The organism is Koromonas humicola, assembly GCF_059726255.1.
Genome location: NZ_AP040873.1, coordinates 2,192,962 through 2,214,105 on the forward strand (window position 1 = coordinate 2,192,962; position 21,144 = coordinate 2,214,105).

The 21,144-nt window shown below is 55.4% G+C and carries 13 protein-coding genes and 1 tRNA gene; 3 read left to right on the top strand and 11 right to left on the bottom strand.

Going from position 1 to position 21,144, the window contains the following annotated elements:
- Position 1: 1 nt before the first annotated feature.
- The 8 genes from pgl to AC6IZD_RS09565 all read right to left on the bottom strand — a co-directional run bounded on the left by pgl (position 2) and on the right by AC6IZD_RS09565 (position 16,295).
- Positions 2–805 carry a 6-phosphogluconolactonase gene (gene pgl / locus AC6IZD_RS09530; RefSeq protein ID WP_497787458.1) on the bottom strand — a complete coding sequence of 268 codons (804 nt, stop codon included), beginning with the start codon at positions 803–805 and terminating at the stop codon, positions 2–4.
- Positions 795–2,366, bottom strand: a complete 1,572-nt coding sequence (gene zwf, locus AC6IZD_RS09535) for a glucose-6-phosphate dehydrogenase (protein ID WP_497787459.1) — start codon at positions 2,364–2,366, stop codon at positions 795–797. The genes pgl and zwf overlap by 11 nt, the downstream gene beginning before the upstream one ends.
- Positions 2,363–3,817, bottom strand: a complete 1,455-nt coding sequence (gnd, locus tag AC6IZD_RS09540) for an NADP-dependent phosphogluconate dehydrogenase (protein WP_497787460.1) — start codon at positions 3,815–3,817, stop codon at positions 2,363–2,365. The genes zwf and gnd overlap by 4 nt, the downstream gene beginning before the upstream one ends.
- A 139-nt stretch (positions 3,818–3,956) precedes the next feature.
- Entirely contained in the window at positions 3,957–8,624 is a 4,668-nt protein-coding gene (locus tag AC6IZD_RS09545) for a DNA glycosylase AlkZ-like family protein (protein WP_497787461.1), read from the bottom strand.
- 57 nt (positions 8,625–8,681) lie between these two features.
- Positions 8,682–11,261 carry a [protein-PII] uridylyltransferase gene (gene glnD, locus AC6IZD_RS09550; RefSeq protein ID WP_497787462.1) on the bottom strand — a complete coding sequence of 860 codons (2,580 nt, stop codon included), beginning with the start codon at positions 11,259–11,261 and terminating at the stop codon, positions 8,682–8,684.
- Between the two features lie 342 nt (positions 11,262–11,603).
- A complete protein-coding gene (gluP, locus tag AC6IZD_RS09555; RefSeq protein ID WP_497787463.1) occupies positions 11,604–12,887 on the bottom strand; it encodes a glucose/galactose MFS transporter in 1,284 nt (427 codons plus the stop codon).
- A 290-nt stretch (positions 12,888–13,177) separates the two neighbouring features.
- Positions 13,178–15,931, bottom strand: coding sequence for a hybrid sensor histidine kinase/response regulator (locus AC6IZD_RS09560; protein WP_497787464.1), 2,754 nt, complete (start codon positions 15,929–15,931; stop codon positions 13,178–13,180).
- Positions 15,932–16,217: 286 nt separating this feature from the next.
- Positions 16,218–16,295, bottom strand: a tRNA-Glu gene (locus tag AC6IZD_RS09565).
- Positions 16,296–16,540: 245 nt separating this feature from the next.
- On the opposite strand from AC6IZD_RS09565, the gene AC6IZD_RS09570 reads away from it, so the two are divergent.
- Positions 16,541–17,134 (top strand): hypothetical protein, encoded by a 594-nt coding sequence (locus AC6IZD_RS09570; protein ID WP_497787465.1) that lies wholly within the window; start codon positions 16,541–16,543, stop codon positions 17,132–17,134.
- Between the two features lie 203 nt (positions 17,135–17,337).
- On the opposite strand, the gene AC6IZD_RS09575 is transcribed toward AC6IZD_RS09570, so the two are convergent.
- A complete protein-coding gene (locus AC6IZD_RS09575; RefSeq protein ID WP_497787466.1) occupies positions 17,338–18,051 on the bottom strand; it encodes an MBL fold metallo-hydrolase in 714 nt (237 codons plus the stop codon).
- Positions 18,052–18,162: 111 nt separating this feature from the next.
- Here AC6IZD_RS09575 and AC6IZD_RS09580 point away from each other — a divergent pair, with 111 nt between their 5' ends.
- Positions 18,163–18,378 carry a hypothetical protein gene (locus tag AC6IZD_RS09580; RefSeq protein ID WP_497787467.1) on the top strand — a complete coding sequence of 72 codons (216 nt, stop codon included), beginning with the start codon at positions 18,163–18,165 and terminating at the stop codon, positions 18,376–18,378.
- 36 nt (positions 18,379–18,414) lie between these two features.
- On the opposite strand, the gene AC6IZD_RS09585 is transcribed toward AC6IZD_RS09580, so the two are convergent.
- Both AC6IZD_RS09585 and AC6IZD_RS09590 read right to left on the bottom strand, forming a co-directional pair.
- Positions 18,415–19,584 carry an acyltransferase family protein gene (locus tag AC6IZD_RS09585; RefSeq protein WP_497787468.1) on the bottom strand — a complete coding sequence of 390 codons (1,170 nt, stop codon included), beginning with the start codon at positions 19,582–19,584 and terminating at the stop codon, positions 18,415–18,417.
- A 315-nt stretch (positions 19,585–19,899) separates the two neighbouring features.
- On the bottom strand, positions 19,900–20,424 hold the full coding sequence (locus AC6IZD_RS09590; RefSeq protein WP_497787469.1) for a hypothetical protein: 525 nt from the start codon (positions 20,422–20,424) through the stop codon (positions 19,900–19,902).
- A gap of 7 nt (positions 20,425–20,431) precedes the next feature.
- On the opposite strand from AC6IZD_RS09590, the gene AC6IZD_RS09595 reads away from it, so the two are divergent.
- Positions 20,432–20,977 carry a hypothetical protein gene (locus tag AC6IZD_RS09595; protein ID WP_497787470.1) on the top strand — a complete coding sequence of 182 codons (546 nt, stop codon included), beginning with the start codon at positions 20,432–20,434 and terminating at the stop codon, positions 20,975–20,977.
- Positions 20,978–21,144: the final 167 nt, after the last annotated feature.

Below are 21,144 nucleotides of genomic sequence, written 5' to 3' on the forward strand. Positions count from 1 at the left end.
ATCAGCTATTCCGCTGTCCCGCCGGTTGCAACGTCGGATCAGGCCGTGTCAGTTGCCCTGCAGCAGCGGAATCAAGTACCCAAGTGATATGTCCGTTGCTGGGAATTATGAGTTGAGCGGGCGTCCTCTCAGGGTCGCGCTCCCCTTCAATCACCCGTTTCACTACATCAGCCTTGTCTTCTCCAATTACGAGGAACGTAACCTGCGCGGCGTTGTTGATCACCCGAGATGTAAGCGTAACTCGCCAGGAGTTCACTTCCTCAACGTGGTCCGCTACCACCAGCCGCGTTGATTCGTGGAGTATGGGGCTCCCCGGAAACAGCGAAGCCGTATGCCCGTTTGTCCCTAACCCTAGCAGGATGTAATCGAATTGGGGTAGCCCATTCACCACAGGCACCTGCTCGCGCACAATCCGTTCATAGATGTCGGCAGCTTCGACTGCGGTTCCATCTCCAGTAGGGATTCGGTGAACATTCGCAGCTGCTACCGGAACCTTCGAAAGTAGCAATTCTCGAACCATCGAGAAGTTGCTGTCCTTGTGCCCCGGAGGTACATTCCGCTCGTCGCCCCAGAAGAACTGGATTGAATCCCATGGCACCAACCCGACGAAAGGTGGAGCGGCCAATGCCTGAAACAAACGACGAGGCGTACTGCCCCCCGGAAGAGCGATGCATGCCTTCCTCTTTTCGCCAGCTATTTTCCGCATGAGAGCGGAAAATTGACCGGCTGCGATGCGAATGGTTTCATCGACATCTTCACCGACCAATATTTCCGCACCAGCGATGTGAAAACGATTAGGCAGCATCTGCAAGTTCCCTGCGGTTTTCCGCGATCGACATCCATTGATGACGCGAGGCTTCCAGCAGCCGTCGCGCTTCCGCTGGTCCCTCCGAACCAGCAGCGTAGTTCGGGAACGACGGCGCTGGGAGTTGTGCCCAAGCTTCTTCGATAGGAGTGATGATCTTCCACTCCGACTCGACTTCATCCCCACGCGTAAAGAGCGTTGCATCTCCCCGCATCGCATCAAGAATCAAAGTCTCATACGCGACCGGAGTGTTCCCGCCAAATGCATCTGCGTACGAGAACCGCGCCATCACCGAAACTGTGCTCATGTGCGTTCCAGGACTTTTCGCGCCAAAGGAGACCGAAATTCCTTCGTCCGGTTGGATCCGAAGGCTCACTGTATTTGTCCCCAGATTCTCTTTGTCCGCGTCGGCGAAGAGCGTCTGCGGCGTCGGCTTAAAGTGTACCTTGATTTCTGTGACGTTGTCCGCGAGCCGCTTGCCGGTTCGCAAATAAAACGGAACCCCAGCCCACCGCCAGTTCTCCACGTACAGCCGAAGTGCTGCATAGGTTTCGGTTGTCGAATTTGGATTCACCCCGCGCTCTTGTCTATATCCCGGCACGGCCTCGCCCCCAATTTTTCCCGGACCATACTGGCCTCGAACTGTGTTCGCGGCAACCTCATCAATTGACATGGGCCTTATGCTGCGAAACACCTGCACTTTCTGTTCGCGAACCGAATCGGCGTCAAACGCCACAGGTGGCTCCATCGCAGTGAGCGCTACCAACTGTAAAATGTGATTGGCCACCATGTCGCGGAGCGCCCCGGTCTCTTCATAGAAGGAGGCGCGCCCTTCGACTCCAAGCCGTTCTGAAGCGGTGATTTCCACGTACTCGACATAGTTGCGATTCCAGACGGGCTCGAAGATCGAGTTCGCGAATCGAAATACCAAGATGTTCTGAACTGTCTCTTTTCCCAGGTAATGGTCGATTCGGTAGATGTTCTTTTCATCAAACACTTTCAATACAGATTCGTTGAGCGCTTTCGCCGAATCCAGATCGCGGCCAAAAGGCTTCTCCAGAATGATGCGCGACCATCCCTTCTCCCCGTGGTTTAGTCCTGCGGATTGCAGACCGGAAACAATTTCACCGGCCAGTGATGCAGGAGTCGAGACATAGAACAGAGTGTTTGCGCTCGAACCGTTCTCCTGCATCTTCTCAAGGTAAGAGCGAAGCTCCGTATAGAAATCCTTGTTGCCGGGATCGCCGACTACGTAACGCAACCGCTTCGCAAACTTCTGCCATTTCTCTTCACTGAAGTTGCGCACATCTTTTGACGATTTAGCAGCTTGCTTCATTGACTCACGAAATTGGTCGTCCGTCATGTGGGTTCTTCCCGTACCCACGACTTCGAAGCGCGTATGCATGCACCCTACACCACACAGATCGTAGAGAGCTGGAATGAGCTTTCGACGCGTGAGGTCGCCGCTTGCCCCAAAAATGACAAGCGTACATGGATCAGCTCCGGGCAGTGCGGGGCGTTGCAGCTTCTTTGAAACTTCGGCTTCAATTACAGGTGTCATCGACTGCTCCTGTGGATCAAGGCGTTCCAATCGGTGTGCACAAAGCCGGCCTCCGGGCGGTCCGCTCGCTGATACGTATGTGCGCCAAAAAAGTCGCGCTGTGCCTGAGTTAAGTTCTGGGGAAGACTTGCCGCAGTGTATGCGTCAAAGTAGGCTAGCGATGCAGAAAACGCCGGAGTCGGAATGCCAAGTGATGACGCGACTCCAATCACGGCTCTCCACGCTGGCAGCGACTCAGTGATGCGGGATTGGAACTGCGCATCGAGCAGCAAGTTTGGTAACGAAGAATTGCGTTCAAAGGCCTGCATGATCGGCTCGAGCAACAATGCGCGGATGATGCATCCACCTGTCCAGATACGCGCGATTTCGGTTAGATTGATTTTCCAGTTCCATTCACGTGCACCTGCCGCGATCAGGCTCATGCCTTGCGCATAAGAGCAGACTTTGCTCGCATACAGCGCGTGACTAATAGAGTCGATAAGTGCCTTCGCGTTTCCGGTATAGCGTACCGGAGTTCGCCCGTACTGACGGCTTGCAACTACTCGCTCGTCCTTCATGCTCGAGAGCGCGCGGCCATCGAGCGCGGCAGAAATCGTAGGTATTGGGATTCCAAGATCAAGCGCAATCTGCGCCGTCCACTTGCCTGTTCCCTTCTGCCCTGCCTTATCGAGAATCATGTCGACGAGTGGTTTGTGGGTTTCAGGATCAATTGCCGTCAAGATCTCCGAGCTGATCTCGATCAGATATGACGCAAGCGGCCCGCGATTCCACTCCGCAAATATCTCCGCAATTTCGGGCGCCGACAATCCGAGTGCATGGCGCAATAAATCGTACGCCTCGGCAATCAATTGCATATCGCCATACTCGATGCCGTTGTGGACCATCTTCACGAAGTGACCCGCGCCGTCGGCACCGACGTATGTTACACATGGTCCCCAGGATGTCTTGGCCGCAATCGCCTCAAGCGTTTTCTGCACGTGCTCGTATGCAGCTTCATCTCCGCCCGGCATTAGCGAAGGCCCATTCCGCGCACCTTCTTCTCCGCCCGAAACACCCATCCCAAAGAAGTTCAAGCCACGAGCGCGCATTGCAGCTTCACGCCTTTGCGTATCTTTGAAGAATGAGTTTCCGCCATCGATCAGGATGTCTCCTGCTTCCAGGAGAGGTGCGATCTTTTCAAGCATTTGATCAACCGGCTCGCCTGCCTTGATCATCATCAGCATTCGTCGCGGTCTCTCGAGCGAGCGCACAAACTGCGCCAGATCCGTATTTCCGACGAACTGCTTGCCTTCATTCGCGTCAACGAAACGCTTCACCCACTCGGGTTCCAGATTCCACACCGCGACGTTTTGTCCGTGACCTTCAATATTCAATGCAAGATTCTGGCCCATGACACCCAGGCCAATCACTCCGAACTGAGCCAGCTTTGTTGCGGAGATTGTCGAAGACATTCTTTCTCCAGTCTTGATGGCGACGCCGAAAACACAATGGTGCTCTCAGCAGCAACCGCGTGCTACTGATATGAAAGATTCCAAAAACATGTGGCGGGATTCAAGCGTGACTCTCTACAAGCAGAAATGTCATCCACGATCAGACATTTTCATCCGCTTCTTCTGGATGAAGGGATCCCCCTGCATCAAGTTCAATGCGTTTCAAGCGACGCATATGATAACCAAGCGCGGAAGTGGCGAATCCAGCTTCCTCCAGAAATGCACCGAGGAAGTGCTCAACGGCAGGTCTGCCATTGATCTCTGAAATGAGCAACCCGGAGCGCGACGTTTGCCACGAGATGGCGACCCGAGCGAGTTCCTGCGCAGCGGCTCTCGCATATTCAGCCTTTTCGGGGTTCGCATCTGGGAGCCACAAGCGAATCGAGGGATTGTTGCGACGCAAGTAAACCACCAGGGCACCATCCACGAGTAGAACACTCGCTCCACTACTGCGAGACATCCCATGTGCTCCACCGTTCTGCTGATCCGCTTCCTGATCGTCACCATCTTTGACACGCGGCCACGGCAACAACGTGCCGTAAGGATTTGCAGGATCGACGGCGGCCAGCACGATCGCCCTTTTCTTGGACGATGAACGCCGCGATCGCAGCGACTCCACAGCCGCATTCGTCGCGAATTGAGCCCCGCCTAACCCCGAGATGAACATTCCACGACGAATCCAACCCCGCTCTTCCATCTGCCTCAGCGCTGGATACAACGCGCTGAACCCGCCGGGCAAATCCTCTGCCGACGCCATCTCCCGCACCACCAACCCATATCGCAACAGCAGCTGCTGCGACACGCTGGCACTCCACTCTGTCACGCTGGGTTCATGCTGCACCCGCGAACGCACCAGCGACCAGCGGCCTTGCGCCATCGCACCGCCCTTCGTTCGTGCCCGGAACTGCTTCAGAAATTCAACCGAACCCGGGCGGACGGACTCACTGGTTCGGCGAGCCCTCCCCTCTCGCTCTTGCCGCATGCAATTTCGGAGTGAGTGGAACGTGTCATTCGTAACCAATCCTTGCCACGCAAGCTCCCACAGAGCTTCACTCGTTTCACCCGGAAAACCACTGCCGGTTGCGTCGTGGATCGCCGAAAAGAACGACGCACCGTGCGCCGCCAGAAATTCAGCGATCTTTTTTGTTCGGCCTTCTAGTGGAGAGACGACCTGCAGACCAACAGGCGGCAGAAGTGAGGCCAAGTGTTCTGCAAGATAAAGAGCTACCCTGCCGTCGTGCTCCCCAATTCGGCCGCGTCCAACCCAGACAACCTCGCCAGCGGCCATCAATGTGTCGAGATCCGCGGGCTCGTAGTCTTTAATGCGCGACGGCAATATCTCGCGCTCCCAGTCGGAAAGCGGGAGCGCCGCGCCCTGCAGAGTTTCAATGGCATCGAGCAACGCATCGACGCCACGTCGCTTGCTCCCCACGCCTTGCCACTGGGGGAGGAATGATCCCAGCACCTGCGGGTCAAGAGGCTCAATCTGCTTGCGCAACTTCGCGAGCGTCTTACGCCGAAGCTGCTGCAACACCTCCGGATGCACCCACTCCCGATGTGCTTCCCCGGGCCGGAACTCGCCTTCCAGAAGTCTCCCTCTTCGTACAAGTTCTGCGAGTGCTTGTTCGGCGACTTCCTTCTTCAACTCGTACCTGCGCCACAGGTCATGCAGTGTGAACGGACCATGCGTGCGGGAGTATCGGCTCAGCATTTCCAACAGCGCATTCGCTTGTGGTTTGAGCCATGTCTCTGCTACTCCTTTGGGCAGTGCAATTCCAAGCGCATCGCGGAATTGCGAAGCGTGCTCCACGGCTATAAATCGCTGCTCGCCTGCGATCACTACCTGCAACGCTCGTTGTGCACGCGTGAGGTCCGAGATTCGTTCATACACCTCGACACTCTCACATCGAACATGCAATTCATCAGCACTCAGATCGCCCAGCCTCAACAACAAGTCGTGGATGCCATCTGCATTCCGAGCCGCATACTCGCCACCTAGCAACTGAAGCCGCGTCTCAAGTTCCTGGAGCACGCCCAAATCCAGCAGCTCGCGGTAGTCAGCATCGCCTAGCAAATCTTGCAACTGCGACTGATTGATCGCAAGCGCCTGAGCTCTACGCTCTGCAAGCGGTGCATCCCCGTCGTAGATGTAATTCGCCACGTACCCGAAAAGCAGAGAGGCCGCGAACGGAGAAGGCTTTTCGGAATCCACTGTTGTAACGCGAATAGCCCCGCTTTCGATTTTTCGCAACAGGCTGGTCAGTTCAGGAAGATCAAAGACGTCGCGAATGCATTCGCGATATGTTTCCAGCAGCATGGGAAACGAAGAGTAGCGCGAAGCAACATTCAGCAGATCTGCTGCTCGCTTCCGCTGCTGCCACAGTGCGGTGCGAGCACCGGGCCTACGTCTTGGCAATAGCAGCGCTCGTGCGGCGTTCTCGCGAAATCGAGCAGCAAACAGCGCAGTAGCCGATAGTTGCTGCATAACAGCGTCGTAGATCGATCCAGAAGGAGGAAGCAACTCGCTCTGCGCCAATGCGCGATCGCTCTGCGGCAATCGGATCACGAATCCATCATCGGCCCACATCGTCTCCGGTTCCATGCCGAATTCTTCACGCAACGACGAAGCGACGGCCATGCACCACGGACCGTGAACCCTACTGCCATATGGAGACAGCACGCAGATGCGCCAGTCTCCGAGCTCATCGCGGCATCGCTCTACCAGTATTTCCTCATCACTCGGCACGCGAGTAGTCGCCTGTTCCTGGTCCTTAAGGAAACGCAACAGGTTCTCCGCTGCGGTCGGCTCAAGAGCGTGCTCCTCCGTCAAACGTGTGAATGCAGCAGGGGCAGGCATCGCCAGCAGCTCGCGTGTCAGTGCCCCGATCCGGCGGCCGAACTCTGCCGGGCGACCGATGCTATCGCCATGCCAGAATGGCATTTTGCCCGGCTCTCCAGGAGCAGGTGCAACGAGTACGCGATCATGTGTGATCTCGGCAATGCGCCACGTCGAAGCACCTAAAACAATTGCCTCTCCCGGCTTGCTCTCGAACACCATCTCCTCATCGAGTTCCCCGAGACGAGTTGGTTTTGTCGCGCCCTCTAGATAGACACCATAAAGTCCTCTGTCTGGAATCGTGCCACCGTTCACAATTGCGATACGCTGCGCGCCCTCACGCGGAGTGAGCCGGTTGCTGACACGATCCCACGTGATACGCGGACGCAGTTCGGCGAATTCGTCTGATGGATACCTCCCCGAGAGCAAGTCGAGCACACTTTCGAGCGAGTCACGCGAGAGCCCGGCAAAAGGCGCCGCACGACGGATAGTCTCAAACAGTTCCGTCGTGGACATCGGCTCCATTGCGACCATTGCGACGATCTGTTGAGCAAGCACATCGAGGGGATTGCGCGGGTACCTTACGGCTTCGACCAAGCCTTCCTGCATCGCGCGAGTAGCAGCCGCGCATGCAAGAAGATCGGCGCGAAACTTTGGAAAGATCACGCCACTACTGGTACCACCCACATGGTGTCCAGCTCTGCCAATCCTCTGCATGCCGCTAGCAACCGACGGGGGCGCCTCGATCTGCACGACTAGATCTATCGCGCCCATGTCGATTCCAAGCTCGAGCGAAGAGGTCGCAACCAGACCCTTTACCTTGCCCTCTTTCAGACGATCCTCGATTTGCTTTCGCTGCTCCGGTGCGACACTGCCATGATGCGCCAATACCAGCGTCTCTCCAGCAAGATCGTTCAGCGCATACGAAATTCGCTCCGCTAGCCTTCTGTTGTTCACGAAGATCAAGGTCGACGAGTGCCCACGCACCAGTTCGAGCAGCTCGGGAAAGATCGAACTCCAAATCGACTGCGCGCCCGGAACCGTCCCTTGCTGGTCACCACGAACAGACTGGCCCAGCTTCGACATGTCCTCAACTGGCACCTGAACGCTAAGCTCAAGCGCCTTCGGAGCACTCGCATCAAGCACCGTAATAGGACGGTATCGAGTCGGCGGCTCCACTTCGGCGATCTCGCCGAGGCCGCCCCTGCCTTGGACCGCAAATTGATTGACCTGCGATACTCCAGCGAGAAAATGCGCTACTTCTTCCAGAGGCCGCTGCGTAGCCGAGAGTCCGATGCGCAGCAATGGCCTTCCACAGAGCTTTTCGAGCCTCTCCAGCGAAAGCGCCAAATGCGCGCCCCTCTTCGTAGGCACAAGGGCATGAATCTCGTCGACGATCACTGTCTCGACCGAACGCAGAGCTTCACGTGCATTCGAAGTGAGCATAAGATACAGCGATTCCGGGGTGGTAATGAGGATGTCCGCAGGCATCCGCTGAAATCGGCTGCGCTCTGACGTTGGGGTGTCGCCTGTACGAACGAAAACCGTGGGTAGATGCAGTTCGTCCCCCCTGCGCGCCGCCACCTCGGCTATGCCCTGAAGAGGGACGCGCAAGTTCCGTTGGACATCCACGGCCAGCGCCTTCAATGGTGAAACGTAAACCGCGCGGCAGCGTTCCGCTCTCGACGGCGCAGGCGAGAACATAGTCCTGTTGAGGCACCACAAGAATGCAGCGAGCGTTTTGCCGCTGCCGGTGGGAGCAAGCAGCAGAGTGGAGTCTCCCCCCGCTATCGCAGGCCAACTCAATCTTTGCGCAGGAGTGGGAGATCCGAACGTCGATGCAAACCACTCCCGCACCGCAGGATGAAACAGTTCTAATCCCGCATAGTCATTTTGAGAGGGGGCTTCGTGATTGGAATTCGGGGTGCGCATCAGTTCTGAGATAGTCTAAGCTCAAAACCTCAGATGCACGAGTGCGGGCAAAGAGAGCTAGGAGTCGAGTTCCATCTCCAGCGCCGCTTTCACCAGAGAGCATTCCTCTGGGGCGAGTTTCCTTCCGGCAATCCTCAAGTAGAAGGTATCAATCGCCATCTCGCCTTCCGTGTCCACCAGAGCTACTTCGATATTGCAGCCATACTCAGCAAAAACCGCCGCAATCCGATGCAGAAGGCCGGAACGGTCCTGTGCGACGACTTCGCAAACCGTGCTGTGGCTCGATGAGTTCTGATCGAAGTTGATACTCGTCTCGACTTTTACTTTCGGCGGTTTGTTCTTACTTCCCAGGCGCTTACTCGCCAATTTCTCCAACGGGACAGCGCCGCTCAAAACATCAGCGAAGCTTTTTTGGAAGCGGTCCCACTCTTGGACATTCATTTCGAGCGTATGGAATCGATCGCTGAAAATGAAACGGTCCACCACGAGGCCGGAATCGTTCGAGAACGCATCGGCCTTCAAGATGTTCATGCCCCAACCAGCTAACACTCCTGCCAGAGTCACAAATAGCCCAGGGCGGTCAAGCGTAATCACCGTTAGCGAGAAGTCCCCTCGCAACCGCTTCAAATGCGTCTGAACAGGCTTTTGTTTCAGCAGCGATGCCATCTCGACATCTCGGATTATCTCGTCGGCTGCGTGTAGACGCAGATATCGCTGTGGTAGTCCTTCGAGAAAGTCTCGTAACCTGCGCCCGAGTTGCGGCGCTAGAAGACGAACGCGCGCGACCTGCTCGTCATGCGCAACCGATCGGAAGCGCTCATTATCAACGCTGCGGTTCATATGATTCGCCGTGACGAAATAGACTCGCCACAGGTTCTCAGCTTTCCATGGAGAAAGCGAGGTAGGATTAACAGCGCCGATGTCCGCGTACGTCAGCAACGTCAACATCTTCAGACGTTCCGGACTGCCGACGCGCTTTGCTAGAGCTTGGATCGTTTCCGGATCAAATATGTCCCGACGCATCACCGCCGATATATCCAGGTGATACGCAACGAGGAAGCACACCATGTCCTCTTCATCTGCTGAAAGCCCAAAATTCCGGCAGACCTTCATCGCGATTTCGAGGCTAGCGCTCACATGATCGTCGTCTGGTCGCGCCTTCCCGAGATCGTGTAACAGCAACGCAAGCAGCAGCAGATCGAGACGTTCAACCTCGTCCGCTAAACTTGCCAACGTGTGCTTTCCATTCTTCTTTTCGTTTCGAAGTGCGTGAATTGACTCGATCGCGCGGAATGTGTGCTCATCAACAGTGTAGCGATGGTAATAGTCTCGGATGACGAGCGACTCTACAATCCTGAACTCTGGCACTAGCACACTGAGTGCGCCGAGTTCCTGCATCGTCCGAAGAGCTTTCGCCGCATACGGTCTTATCAGGATCTCGCGCAGTTCTGCCCAGCGTTCTGGACCGCTGAGTTGCCTTGACGCAACCGCTGGCAATGCCTGCTCGATGCGCATATCCGTGCTCGCAGCAAAGCGAAGTCCATGTTGCGCGATGAATTCGAACGTATCGAAAAAGTTCTCCGGAGAAGTCAACGCCGACGGCTGCTGAAGCAGTATGCGACCATTCACACAGGAGAATTCGTTGGTGGAGAGCCGTGAACGCCAGCTCTGAAATTGTTGGAACAGAGTGGAGCGCGCCGGGACTACCTCGTCTGTCATCGTAGTGAACAGGCGATTTATGACTCTTGCCTGGCGATAGTAATAACGCATCCATTCAGCTGCGTCCGAGCTGCCATCGAAGCCCACATGTGCCTCAGCCGCCGCCTGCTGCGCCTCCCAGTTCAGTTGATTGTCGTCACGCCCTGCCCGGTAATGCAGGAAACATCGCACGGAGATCAGAAAGTCTCTTGCCTCTTGAACACGGTCGCGCAACGACGCTGGGAAGTAGTCAAACGGATTCTTCCATTCCCGCGCTCGCGAAAAGCCATTCAGCAGCGCCAACCAACAGGAGACGTTATAATCCCGCAGTCCTCCTGGCGCTTCTTTGATATTGGGCTCCAGGTGAAAGATCGTGTCGCCCGCCAAGTGATGTCTGGCCTCATTGACTTCCGACAGCAGTAGCACAAGCTCTTGCCAATCACGCAGAACCGCACGCGGAATTACCTGATCGCGAAGTCGGCGAAACAGCCCATAGTCACCGGCAAGCAACCGGCAATCAAGGAGTGAGATATTGAACTCCGGGTTATCTCTGTGAAGCCGGTCGCAGTCCTCCAGAGTCCTCGTGGTGGGACTCAATTTCAGGCGCATGTCCCAAAGATCCTGGCACATCGCCCTGATCGCGTCTTTGTGCTCGTCCGCTGGTCCTTCGCCGTCAGTTAAGAAGAGCAAATCTACGTCGGAGTATGGTGCCAGAACGCCGCGTCCATACCCACCAACCGCGACTAGAGCAAATCCGGCAGGCCCGTTAAGGTCAGGGTGAATATGATGTCGCCACAACTGAAGAGTCAGGGAATCTACCAACTCAGTGCGTCCCTGAAGCACTGAACGCCCGGAACGAGTGCGCTCAAACTGAAGTTGCAGGCGCTCGCAGCCCGCGACGTACTCCGCTTTCAGATTCTGCGCTATCCCCGGTGTCATCAATAACCCTCAGAGTTATACGAAACGATACGTTTGGAAGTCCGGCCAGGAGCGCCAGTTCCGGCTTTCAAGGTGCGAACGCACGAGCCCTCTTATTGCAACTTTCGCTATCGTCTTACTTATTTTCCGGAATGAACGGCTTCCTTCGACAAACGATCCCAATCATAGATAGATGTTTGCGGGCTTTGATGGAAATCGATAATTCTTATGAGTGCTATGCGGAAGGATTATGCATTGCAAGCTGCTGTATATACGAGGGATTTAGTCGCGTCACAGTTGAAAATGGAAGAACTTCCGGTGAACAATTCACGGGCCCTTCTCACAGGAGAAGGGCCCGTGAAACTATGCAAGCCGCTTGTTTGGCTTGTGTCCGACGAAGCCGTAAAACGCGATGAAGAGGTAGCAGAATACCGGAAGAAGCGCGGCTGAGCGGAATCCAAACTTATCCGTCAAGCCACCAAGAATAACCGGAACCACTGCTCCGCCCACAACTGCGGTCATGATCAGGCCCGAGCCCTTGCTTGTCATCGGTCCCAGACCAACGATGCCCAACGCGAAGATGCTGGGGAACATAACCGAGTTAAAGAAGCCGCAAAGCAACAGACTCCATACGGCGATGTGGCCAGTCGTGGAAACCGAAAACACTACGCTGCCCGCGGCCAGAAGTCCGAACAAACCAAGCAGCAAGCCCGCATTCACTCTGGTCAACACGGCCGAACCGAGCAGACGCCCTACGAGTGCGCCACCCCAGTAATAAGCAGTCAGTCCAGCGGCGGTTGCGGCGGCCAATCCGCCCAATTCCTTCAAGCCGAAGTAGCCGATCATGAACTGCGCCAGTCCCACTTCCACGCCGACATAAAGGAAAATCGCGATCGTGGCGAGAACTGTGTGCCGGAAACTCCAGATGCTTTCATTCGCTTTGTCTGAGCTTGCCTTTTCAGTCGAAGCGATCGTTGGCAGGTTCGCAAACGACACGGCCACCGCTAACAAGATGAGCGCGCCCGCGATCACTAGATAAGGCGTGCGAACGGTGCTCGCAATGCTCACCTTGTACGCGAGCTGTTCTTCGGTAGTCTTCTGGGCCAGAGTCACAGCATCGATTACGACCTTGTGCTTCAGAATCAACGCTCCTGCCACAATCGGGGCCAGCGTGGCACCAATCGAGTTGAACGCCTGTGCCAGGTTCTGGCGAACTGGCGCGCTCGATTCAGGTCCGAGAGCAGAAACATAGGGGTTCGCCGAGGTCTGAAGTGCGGCAACACCCGCGCCCACAATAAAGACTGCCGCTAGGAATAGCCAGAAGTTGGGCAGACTAGCAGCGGGCAGGAACAGCAATGCGCCCACGACTTGCACAAGCAGCGAGACCACCATCGTCTTCTTGTAGCCGATAGCATCAATCAGTTTTGAGGTAGGAGCAGAACAGACAAAATACGCAGCGAAGAACGCGAAATTTGCAAGGGCTGCCTGCAACCACGGGAGATTGAACACCGATTTCAGGTGCGGTACCAACTGCATGTTAAGAGTTGTGATGAATCCGAAAATGAAGTAAAGACCGGTAACGGTGATAAAAGGGCCAACGTAACTTGGTGTACGTGAATTGGTCGGTGCTTCTATCTGTGTTGCCATAGCTTGTTCCCCGCTTCCTTGAATAGTGTCTCTATACCCCTAAATCAAACAGCGTCAAAAAGAAGCGAATGAACTGTCCAGCATGCACCGATCCCTGCTCCAGGTGCAGCGACCATCTGCGACTGAATCGAAGAAGTTGCCAATTTGCTGTGTCTCCGCTTCTAGCTCCAGACCTCTTCGGGCCTGTGAAATGTCTTTTGTCGCCTGAGTAGACACTCACATTGTAGGACAGCAATCGGATTCAGCACATAGCTAAGTGAGAGAATTAAGGAGGGTTTTCGAAGATACAGTCAGGCTTTGGCCGCAGCCCGCGAGCGCCGGTCGTCAAGGGTTCGACGGATGGCTTTCAACAGCACGTCTGCCGTATAAGGCTTTTCTACGAGTGAGAAGCGTGTCACGTTGTCTGCCTGTGCAATCACTTCTTCGGTATACCCCGATAGGAAAACAACTGCGATGCCCTGACGCCTCGCCATAATCTCGCGCGCCAAATGTGGTCCTCGCATACGCGGCATCACAACATCGCTCAGCAGCAGGTGTATGGGCCCATTGAAGTTGGACGATAATTCCATCGCGGCGACCCCGTCCTCCGCCTCAAGCACGTTGTAGCCATCGCGCAGCAGGATTACTTTTGTAAGTTCGCGCAGCGCTGCGGAATCCTCAACCAAAAGGATAGTTTCACCGCCGGTGCCGCGGGTGCGCTCCTGGCTCGCAGGCACGAGTTTCTCAATCGCTTCGGTCGACATCGGGAGATAAATCTTGAATGTGGTGCCCAACCCAGGTTCGCTATACACCCAGATATCCCCGCCGTTGCGCTTCACGATCCCGTACACAGTCGCGAGTCCGAGTCCAGTGCCCTTGCCGGATTCCTTGGTGGTAAAGAACGGCTCGAAGATATGCGCCACTGTATCGGGATCCATTCCAACGCCTGTGTCGCTGATCGCAAGCATGACGTAACGCCCCACCGTCAGCATGGGATGGCGCTGAACGTATTCTTCCCCGACCTCGACAGCTTTCACTTCAATACTGACTTGGCCGCCGTTCGGCATTGCATCTCCGGCATTTGCGACCAAGTTCATGATGAGTTGCTGAACCTGCCCCGGATCGACCTTTACCGTGCATGACTCATCGGAGCACTTCACATTCAACTCGACATCATCTCGAAGCAGACGTCCGAGCAGTGGCGTCAGTTTCTCGGCAACCTCACGTAAATCCATCACTTCGGGGGCAATTGCCTGCTTGCGGCTGAACGCCAACAGTTGCCGCGTGAGCATAGCCCCGGTCGTACCGGAATTCTTAATCTGAAGCACGCGTTCACGTCGCATATCGCCCGGAGGAAGTTCAGCCAGAAGGATCTCCGAGTATCCCAAAATGACGTTCAGCAACGTGTTGAAATCATGCGCCATACCACCGGCCAGCCTACCTATGGCCTCCATCTTCTGCGCCTGTTTCAATTGCTCTTCTGCCCGCTTCCGCTCTGTTACGTTCTGAATGACCGAGATGCGAAAGGCCGGTACCCCCTTTTCATCACTTATGAGCGAACAGGTCACATTGACCCAGACGATAGAACCGTCGCGATGTAGATATCGCTTCTCGATCTCGTAAGACTTGCCGCCTTTACGCACAGTCTCTTTGAACAGCGAAAGCTCGCGTTCGTGGTCGTCCGGATGAGTGATCTCCTGGGTCTCTTTGCCGAGCAGTTCTCGTTCGTCATAGCCCAGCATGCGGCACAGCGCAGCGTTCACCATTAGAAGATGCCCGTCAGACGAAACCTGCTCGATGCCAACCGCCGCTTGCTCGTAGATAGAACGGAAGCGCACCTCGCTTTCCTTGATTTTCTCTTCCGCACGCTTCCGCTCCGTGACGTCTCTCAGAATCACCGTGAACAGCTTTTGTCCGGCGACTTGCACGTGAGAAATAGTCGCCTCCATCGGGAACTGCTCGCCGTTTGCGCGCACCGCCGTCAACAACCCCGGAGAGGTCATTGAGCGGGCTGTGCTGCCGGACTCTCCGAACGCAATAATCTCCTTAGCGTGCAGTTCTCGGACTGTTTCGGGGAGAAAACGATCAAGCGTTTTGCCAAGCACTTCGCTTGCCGGGCATCCAAAGACCTTCTCGGCAGCTTTGTTAAAGACAATTATCTGAAGCTTGTGATCCAGCGTAATGATGGCGTCCATCGCTGAACTGACAACGCTCGACAGCCTCTCGGTGCTGATCCTCAGTTCGCTCTCGCTCTGCTGCCGTTCGCGCTCCATTCGGTTCAACAAAGACGCGCTGATCAATACCAGCGGCACAAACACCACAACAGGAGCAACAACAAAGAGGAAGACCATTACGGCCGTGCCAAAGTCACCCGCCTGATTCAGCTTCAGAATGGCTAAGCTAACCGAAAATGGAATGAAGATAGCCGCTGGCAACAGCCGCCGCGCCGTTTTTCCGCCCAACTCAGTACTCAACAGAATCGCAGCGACCCCACGTTTCGGCCGCTTGAACATGATAGCCAGACATAGCAGCAGGAAGGCAAACGCAGTCGAGATCGATACGTGCGAGAACATTCCAAGGCTGTAGAGACTGCCGCGGTCGTAGGCATACCAGGTGAAACTGGCAAATGAGAGGCACGCAGTGGCCCAAGTGAGAACAAGCGATGGAGCAAAACGCCTAATATACGTATCGAGCAGCAGGATGGAAAATCCCAGGAACACTAAGTTGAGCGCCGTGACGGGAGACATGCGCTCGGGCTGCAGATGGATCGATGAGAAATAGAACAGCTGGTCGATGTTTAGATTCAATCCGGTGACATGCTCGGCCATCGTAAGTAGGCCGAGCAGCATTGCGCACCCGGCACATACACGTGATGCGAGGCTGCCTTCCCGCACTGAGTCATCAGCAAGCAACAACGAAGTCGCAAGGCACAGCAGCCCTAATGCGGTGTTTGGCTTTGTGTACCCTAATCCCGAAAAGATCCTTACAAAAGCGTCCGGGAAAAAGATCCAGCCCATCATCGCGCCTACCGAGATCGCGAACACGGCATATACGGGAACTAGCACTCCATAGCGGTACCAGCTTCCGTGTTCAGATTGATCAGTTCGGCAAAGTGTAGGCAAGTAGTGCGACCCCGGCCAAAACCAGGCACTTCTTCCATCCCGGCGGTACGTCGAATTATAGTCTGAGCGCGTCTGCTCTGCACCCGTTTGTGCCTGATTTTATGCGCCTCAAACGCATTCTCTTGGAGACACGATTGCAGACAAAACACTCCTGAAACACATCAACGGCATGACATGGCAGAGCCGCGAGTTCGTGCGAACTGAATTAGAGTGTGTTGTTTGGAATGTTTGGCGTCCCCGGCGGGATTCGAACCCGCGTTATCGCCGTGAAAGGGCGGTGTCCTAGGCCGGGCTAGACGACGGGGACGCTTCTAGGCAGGTGTATGACCTGATTCATAGTAGCAATCACAGCGGGGTGTGTCAAAGCGGAGCAGGCCCGATAATACAATCTTCTGTGGAAATGCGAAATTCATTTGGCTCCGGTCCCCCTCGGACGGGAGTTGATCAACTCGCCGCAGTCGAAGCAATACGTTAGCATGGAAATGTGATGACGGCAGCAATTCACGGGCAATCAATGCTGGCGCGGGTGCGCCTGATCGGGAGGACTGCTGAATGGCAGATTCGTTGAACCTTAGCCTCTGGTTCCCAGGTTTCGAACCGGAGATGATGTTGTCTCGATTGGTGGAGGTGCTGAAGTACTTCCCTTTCTCAGAGACGCGCTCCGGTGTGCAGTACGCATCGGTGCAACCGGTGGATTGGTCGGAAGCCACCCTACTCGAAGAAGGCTACTCTCCAGGGGTGAGCCCCGAAGAAGCCGCTGAAGAGCTGAAGGAATACGCGCAGCCGGACTACGCCATCAGCCTCGAAGCGTACTGGGATCTCTGGGTACTGGATGCTGAGACAAAGCAGTGGGTGCTGCGTCCGGAGAAAGTGGTTTTCACCGCGCAGGGACTGGGGTTTGATGATGGCGCTTTTGCCGAGCGCGGCCACATCCTTATCGACTTCGGCCTAGACTATCCATTCCTGCATGAAGGGCTGGAGCTAAACTCCGACGACGCGCTGCGAGTAAAGGCGAACGTTGCGGCGCTAATTGAGTTCACGCATCGAGTCGAGAAGAACACTAACGCAACCGGACGCGTGCTGTGGTCGGAGAGCGATGAGAACCTAGCGCAGAAACTCATTGCGAGACTGCAAGAAGTGCAATGAAGGAAGTTGAAAATGGTCGTCAGGAGCGGGACTCGACCGGCTCCTTCTGCGTCTGAACGATTGCCTGTTTGCACAATGACTAAAGCGTCAAATATTCACCTCGAAGTTAATGTTAGAACCTGGCGATGCAGGTCATTAACTGTTTTGGTATCAGTTCCCTTCTTCTATTAACTTTGCGGTGAATGGCTCAGCTTCTTCCGCATCTACTTTGGATACCAGTCGAGGACGCGAACTTCGATCCCCGTTCCGGCGAGTCGCTGCTGAAAGACTTTCAGGTCCGAGTTCCGGTAGTGGTAAGGGATCACGACCTTGGGATGAAATGCCTTGACCGCGTCGGCCGCTTCCTCCGGAGGCATGGTGTAGGGCAGATTCATACAGACAAATGCTACATCGATATTCTTCAATGCTCGCATTTCCGAAATGCCTTCGGTGTCGCCGGAAAAGTAGAAACGCTTGCCCCCATAAGTCAGGACGTAGCCGTTGTCGCGTCCTTTTGGATGGTAGAGCTGTCCCGGCGCGGGACCACGCTTGAGGTTGTAGGCAGGCACGGCTTCAATCGTCCACTGTTGCCACTGGTGAGTCTGATCGTTGGTGATCGGCTTCGCCGCCGGAAGCTTCTCGACTACAGAAGGTGGGGCGATTATCTGCGTGCTGGGCTGGCTGATAGAGGAGATCTCTTCGGGATCGAAGTGGTCGGGATGAATGTGAGTGATGAGTATCAGGTCCGCCTTGGGGAGGCCAGTCACTTTGGCGGGCTTGGCGGGATCGACGTAGATCGTCTTCCCTCCCGCTTGAATAAGAGTGCTGGCGTGGTAGATGGGCGTGATCTTTACGTCTCCAGCAGAGGTGGAAAACGTTTGCGTCTGGCCAAAGGCAGCCAGAGAAGCCCCGAGCGTGAGTGCGAGCAAGGTTTTCATGCAGAGAATAGTAAGAAGGCAGGCGGAAGGTGTCAAAGCTGCGCGTCAGCAATGCCGAGAGTGGTTCGTGTAAAACGCGATGGCGCACGGGTTGGGTAACCTAGGGCAGCAATGGCAGCAATGAAGATGCTGGTGTTGGCAGGGGGTCTTCGCTTCGCTCGGAATGACAATCAAAAACAAAGACAAAGAACAAAGGCAACAGCAACCCCAACAGCAAGGACAACAACATCCCACGGCAACAACAACGCCAAGGCAAGAGCAACAGCAACAAAAAAAGAGCACCCCAAGAGCGAAGGCAACTACCCCACCCTAAACTCAGAGGCGTGAGTTTAGGGTGGGGCACCCTGAAGTGTGTTCTGGACGCTAGCGCGAGAGGACGTGGGTGAAGCGCTGCTTGAGAGTGAGAAATGGAGTCTCTAGGAAGCGATAACTAAGAGCGGCCAGGGCGATGGTGACTGTTAAAGCTATGGTCTGCCGCTCGAGATATCGTCCAAGGCTTGCTCCGTAGTTATGGACGACGTATTCGCTGATGAGAAGACCAAGGATGTGGAAGACGTAAAGGCCGAAGGAAATCCGTCCGAGGTACGTGAACAGTTTCACGATGGATGTGCGCCAGTTTGCAGACGAATCAGGCGATGAAGAACGTGGATGCAGCGTGCCGATGAACAGCGCGACGGCTCCGATCACAGCGACAGGATAGCCGAGCATCAAGCGTGCAATGGTAAGCGGGTCGTCCTTGATGCGGAAATAGTTGCCGGCGAGCACAAGGCAGGTGAACCCTCCGATGAACAGCGCGGCGCGAGTGAGGCGCGGCAGCTTTGGAGCGCGTCCAGCGAGGAGGACAGCGATGATGATGCCGAGCGCAATCGAGTCGAACTGAACAAAGGTGTTGCACCATACCTTCGACTCCCAAGTATGTGACATTCCCAGGTACCAGCGTGTTGCATTGGCGATGACAAGCATCACTGCGGCGGCGCCGATCATTGCACGTGCTGTGAGCCTTCGCATGATGGAAGGCCAGAAGATATAGAACTGCTCTTCCACCGAAACGGCCCACAGAGGAAAGATCACCGAGGACGGGAAACCGACGAAGACGATCCACCAGTTCCCGCCAAGGAAAACAAAGGCGAGTAGTGCGCGCCATCCGATGTGCTGTCCGGGAACGAACCACTGCATGGCCCAAGCGAGGGCGAGAAAGGAGATGTAGAGAGGCCACATGCGGAGGATGCGCCGAATGTAGAACGATCGAAGATCAACGCGCCCGATAGTCGCTCGCTCGCGGATCAGAAGTTCGGTTACGAGGTATGAACTGAGCAGGAAGAAGATGCTGACCCCGTATGCCCCACTTGCCCCGAAGGCGGCAAGGACGGCGGCGAGCGCGGGGCCGACTCCCATGCTCAGGTAGAAACCGGGATCGTGCGGCATCGAGTGATGCACAAAGATCAGGAAGAAAGCGAAGAAGCGAAGAACGTCGAGTTCAGGGTGATAAAAGCGCTCAGAAAGCGAGCGCACTTCGAGCGCATTCGAGGACACCGGTTCAACTTCCAAAAAGGGCGATGCAGATATCGTAACAGAGTTGATGTATGTGTTAGCTCGAACAGCTTGAGCGTGCGATCAAGGTAACCGCAGGGTAACCCCTAACTGGATGTACGGAGCTGCTCGCTGCATAGAAATCCTGACAAGCTCGGATCGTTTGAAAGACAGACTTCGGGCTAATTTGCGCTCTGTTACTGCGGTCCATGGCCGGTTTCGAATGTGCAGAGACTTCAGTGAGTGATGTAGGTGGTCTTACGTATTCCCGGTGTGGTTACCGGAACCTAGTGTTAAGGGAACTACATAACGCCAGGTTCAATGCATGGAAAAGCAGAATGCTGTTTTGCCCGTTCTTTTCGCTGCACTCACATTAGGGTTCAGCGTTGCCTGCGCAACAGGACCGCAGACGCAAATATCCTCGACGCAAGCCGGATCTACGTCAACGAGTTCAAGCTCTACATCAACAACCTCCAACTCAAGCTCGGGGAGCTCAGGTTCCACTTCAGGATCAACAACAACTGGGACGAGTTCTGGATCAACCTCTAGCTCCGGCTCGGGATCCACTTCCACTTCAGGATCGGATTCTGGAACGGGCGGAACAAGCTCTGGGTCAGGCACGACTTCGACTTCAGTATCCGGCTCTGACTCGGGCACGACATCAGGCTCCGGCACTGGCACAACCTCCGGCACTGGCTCGGGCAGCACAAGTTCTACGCCCACACCTACAAGTCCGCTGCCTACACCGCCATCAACCGCAAAGGTATTTACGAACATCGACCAGATGAGCGGCTGGGGGTGGTGCGATTCCTCAGACTGCGCGGGTGGTTCTGGTGTTGGCACGTACTGGATGTCGCTGAATCAAGCCGCGCCGTCCATGGACGGAAACAGCATGGAGGTTTACAACTCCGGCATATGGGCGAACGCGTTGTGGTGGAACAAGCTTGGAGCACAGAACAGCGCGACGAACTTCCTGTGGGACTTCTACGTTCAAGTGGATTCGACGGCATCCGCACAGGCACTGGAGTATGACGCATTTCAGTTCCTTGATGGTTACAACTACATGATGGGAAGCCAGTGCAATCTGGCTGCTGGAAAGTGGGACGTGTGGGACGAGGCCAATGGCGCGTGGTTGCACACCAGCATTCCGTGTAAGACATTCGCTCCCGGAGTGTGGCACCACATTCAGTGGTACATGCAGCGCGTGCCGAACACGCACAACTACATATTCGTCACGCTGGTGGTGGATGGGACAGCGTACACGCTCAACCAGACCTATTCGGCAAAATATGTGGGTTGGTCGAACCAGGTTGGAGTGCAATACCAGTTGGACGTGAATGCAAGTGGCATTGGATACCATGAGTGGATCGACAAGTCGACTTACACGGTCTGGTAAAGGTCTTGCTGACAATTTGGCCCCACTCTGCGGAGTGGGGCTCTTGCTTTGGGCCGGTTGATAGGTGACCTTGTGCCGAGGAGGACATGACAGATTGGGGCTGGGATCCTTCGCTTTGCTCAGGATGACACCCGTTTGGAGTTATGCAGATCGCGTCGTTATAACGG

Excerpts from the sequence above, each read along its gene's own strand:
- AC6IZD_RS09595 (WP_497787470.1), top strand. The coding sequence starts at position 20,432 with ATGTCGCTGAATCAAGCCGCGCCGTCCATGGACGGAAACAGCATGGAG.
- AC6IZD_RS09580 (WP_497787467.1), top strand. The coding sequence starts at position 18,163 with ATGGCAGCAATGAAGATGCTGGTGTTGGCAGGGGGTCTTCGCTTCGCT.
- glnD (WP_497787462.1), bottom strand. The coding sequence starts at position 11,261 with ATGACACCGGGGATAGCGCAGAATCTGAAAGCGGAGTACGTCGCGGGC.
- zwf (WP_497787459.1), bottom strand. The coding sequence starts at position 2,366 with ATGACACCTGTAATTGAAGCCGAAGTTTCAAAGAAGCTGCAACGCCCC.
- gnd (WP_497787460.1), bottom strand. The coding sequence starts at position 3,817 with ATGTCTTCGACAATCTCCGCAACAAAGCTGGCTCAGTTCGGAGTGATT.
- gluP (WP_497787463.1), bottom strand. The coding sequence starts at position 12,887 with ATGGCAACACAGATAGAAGCACCGACCAATTCACGTACACCAAGTTAC.
- pgl (WP_497787458.1), bottom strand. The coding sequence starts at position 805 with ATGCTGCCTAATCGTTTTCACATCGCTGGTGCGGAAATATTGGTCGGT.
- AC6IZD_RS09570 (WP_497787465.1), top strand. The coding sequence starts at position 16,541 with ATGGCAGATTCGTTGAACCTTAGCCTCTGGTTCCCAGGTTTCGAACCG.
- AC6IZD_RS09545 (WP_497787461.1), bottom strand. The coding sequence starts at position 8,624 with ATGCGCACCCCGAATTCCAATCACGAAGCCCCCTCTCAAAATGACTAT.
- AC6IZD_RS09575 (WP_497787466.1), bottom strand. The coding sequence starts at position 18,051 with ATGAAAACCTTGCTCGCACTCACGCTCGGGGCTTCTCTGGCTGCCTTT.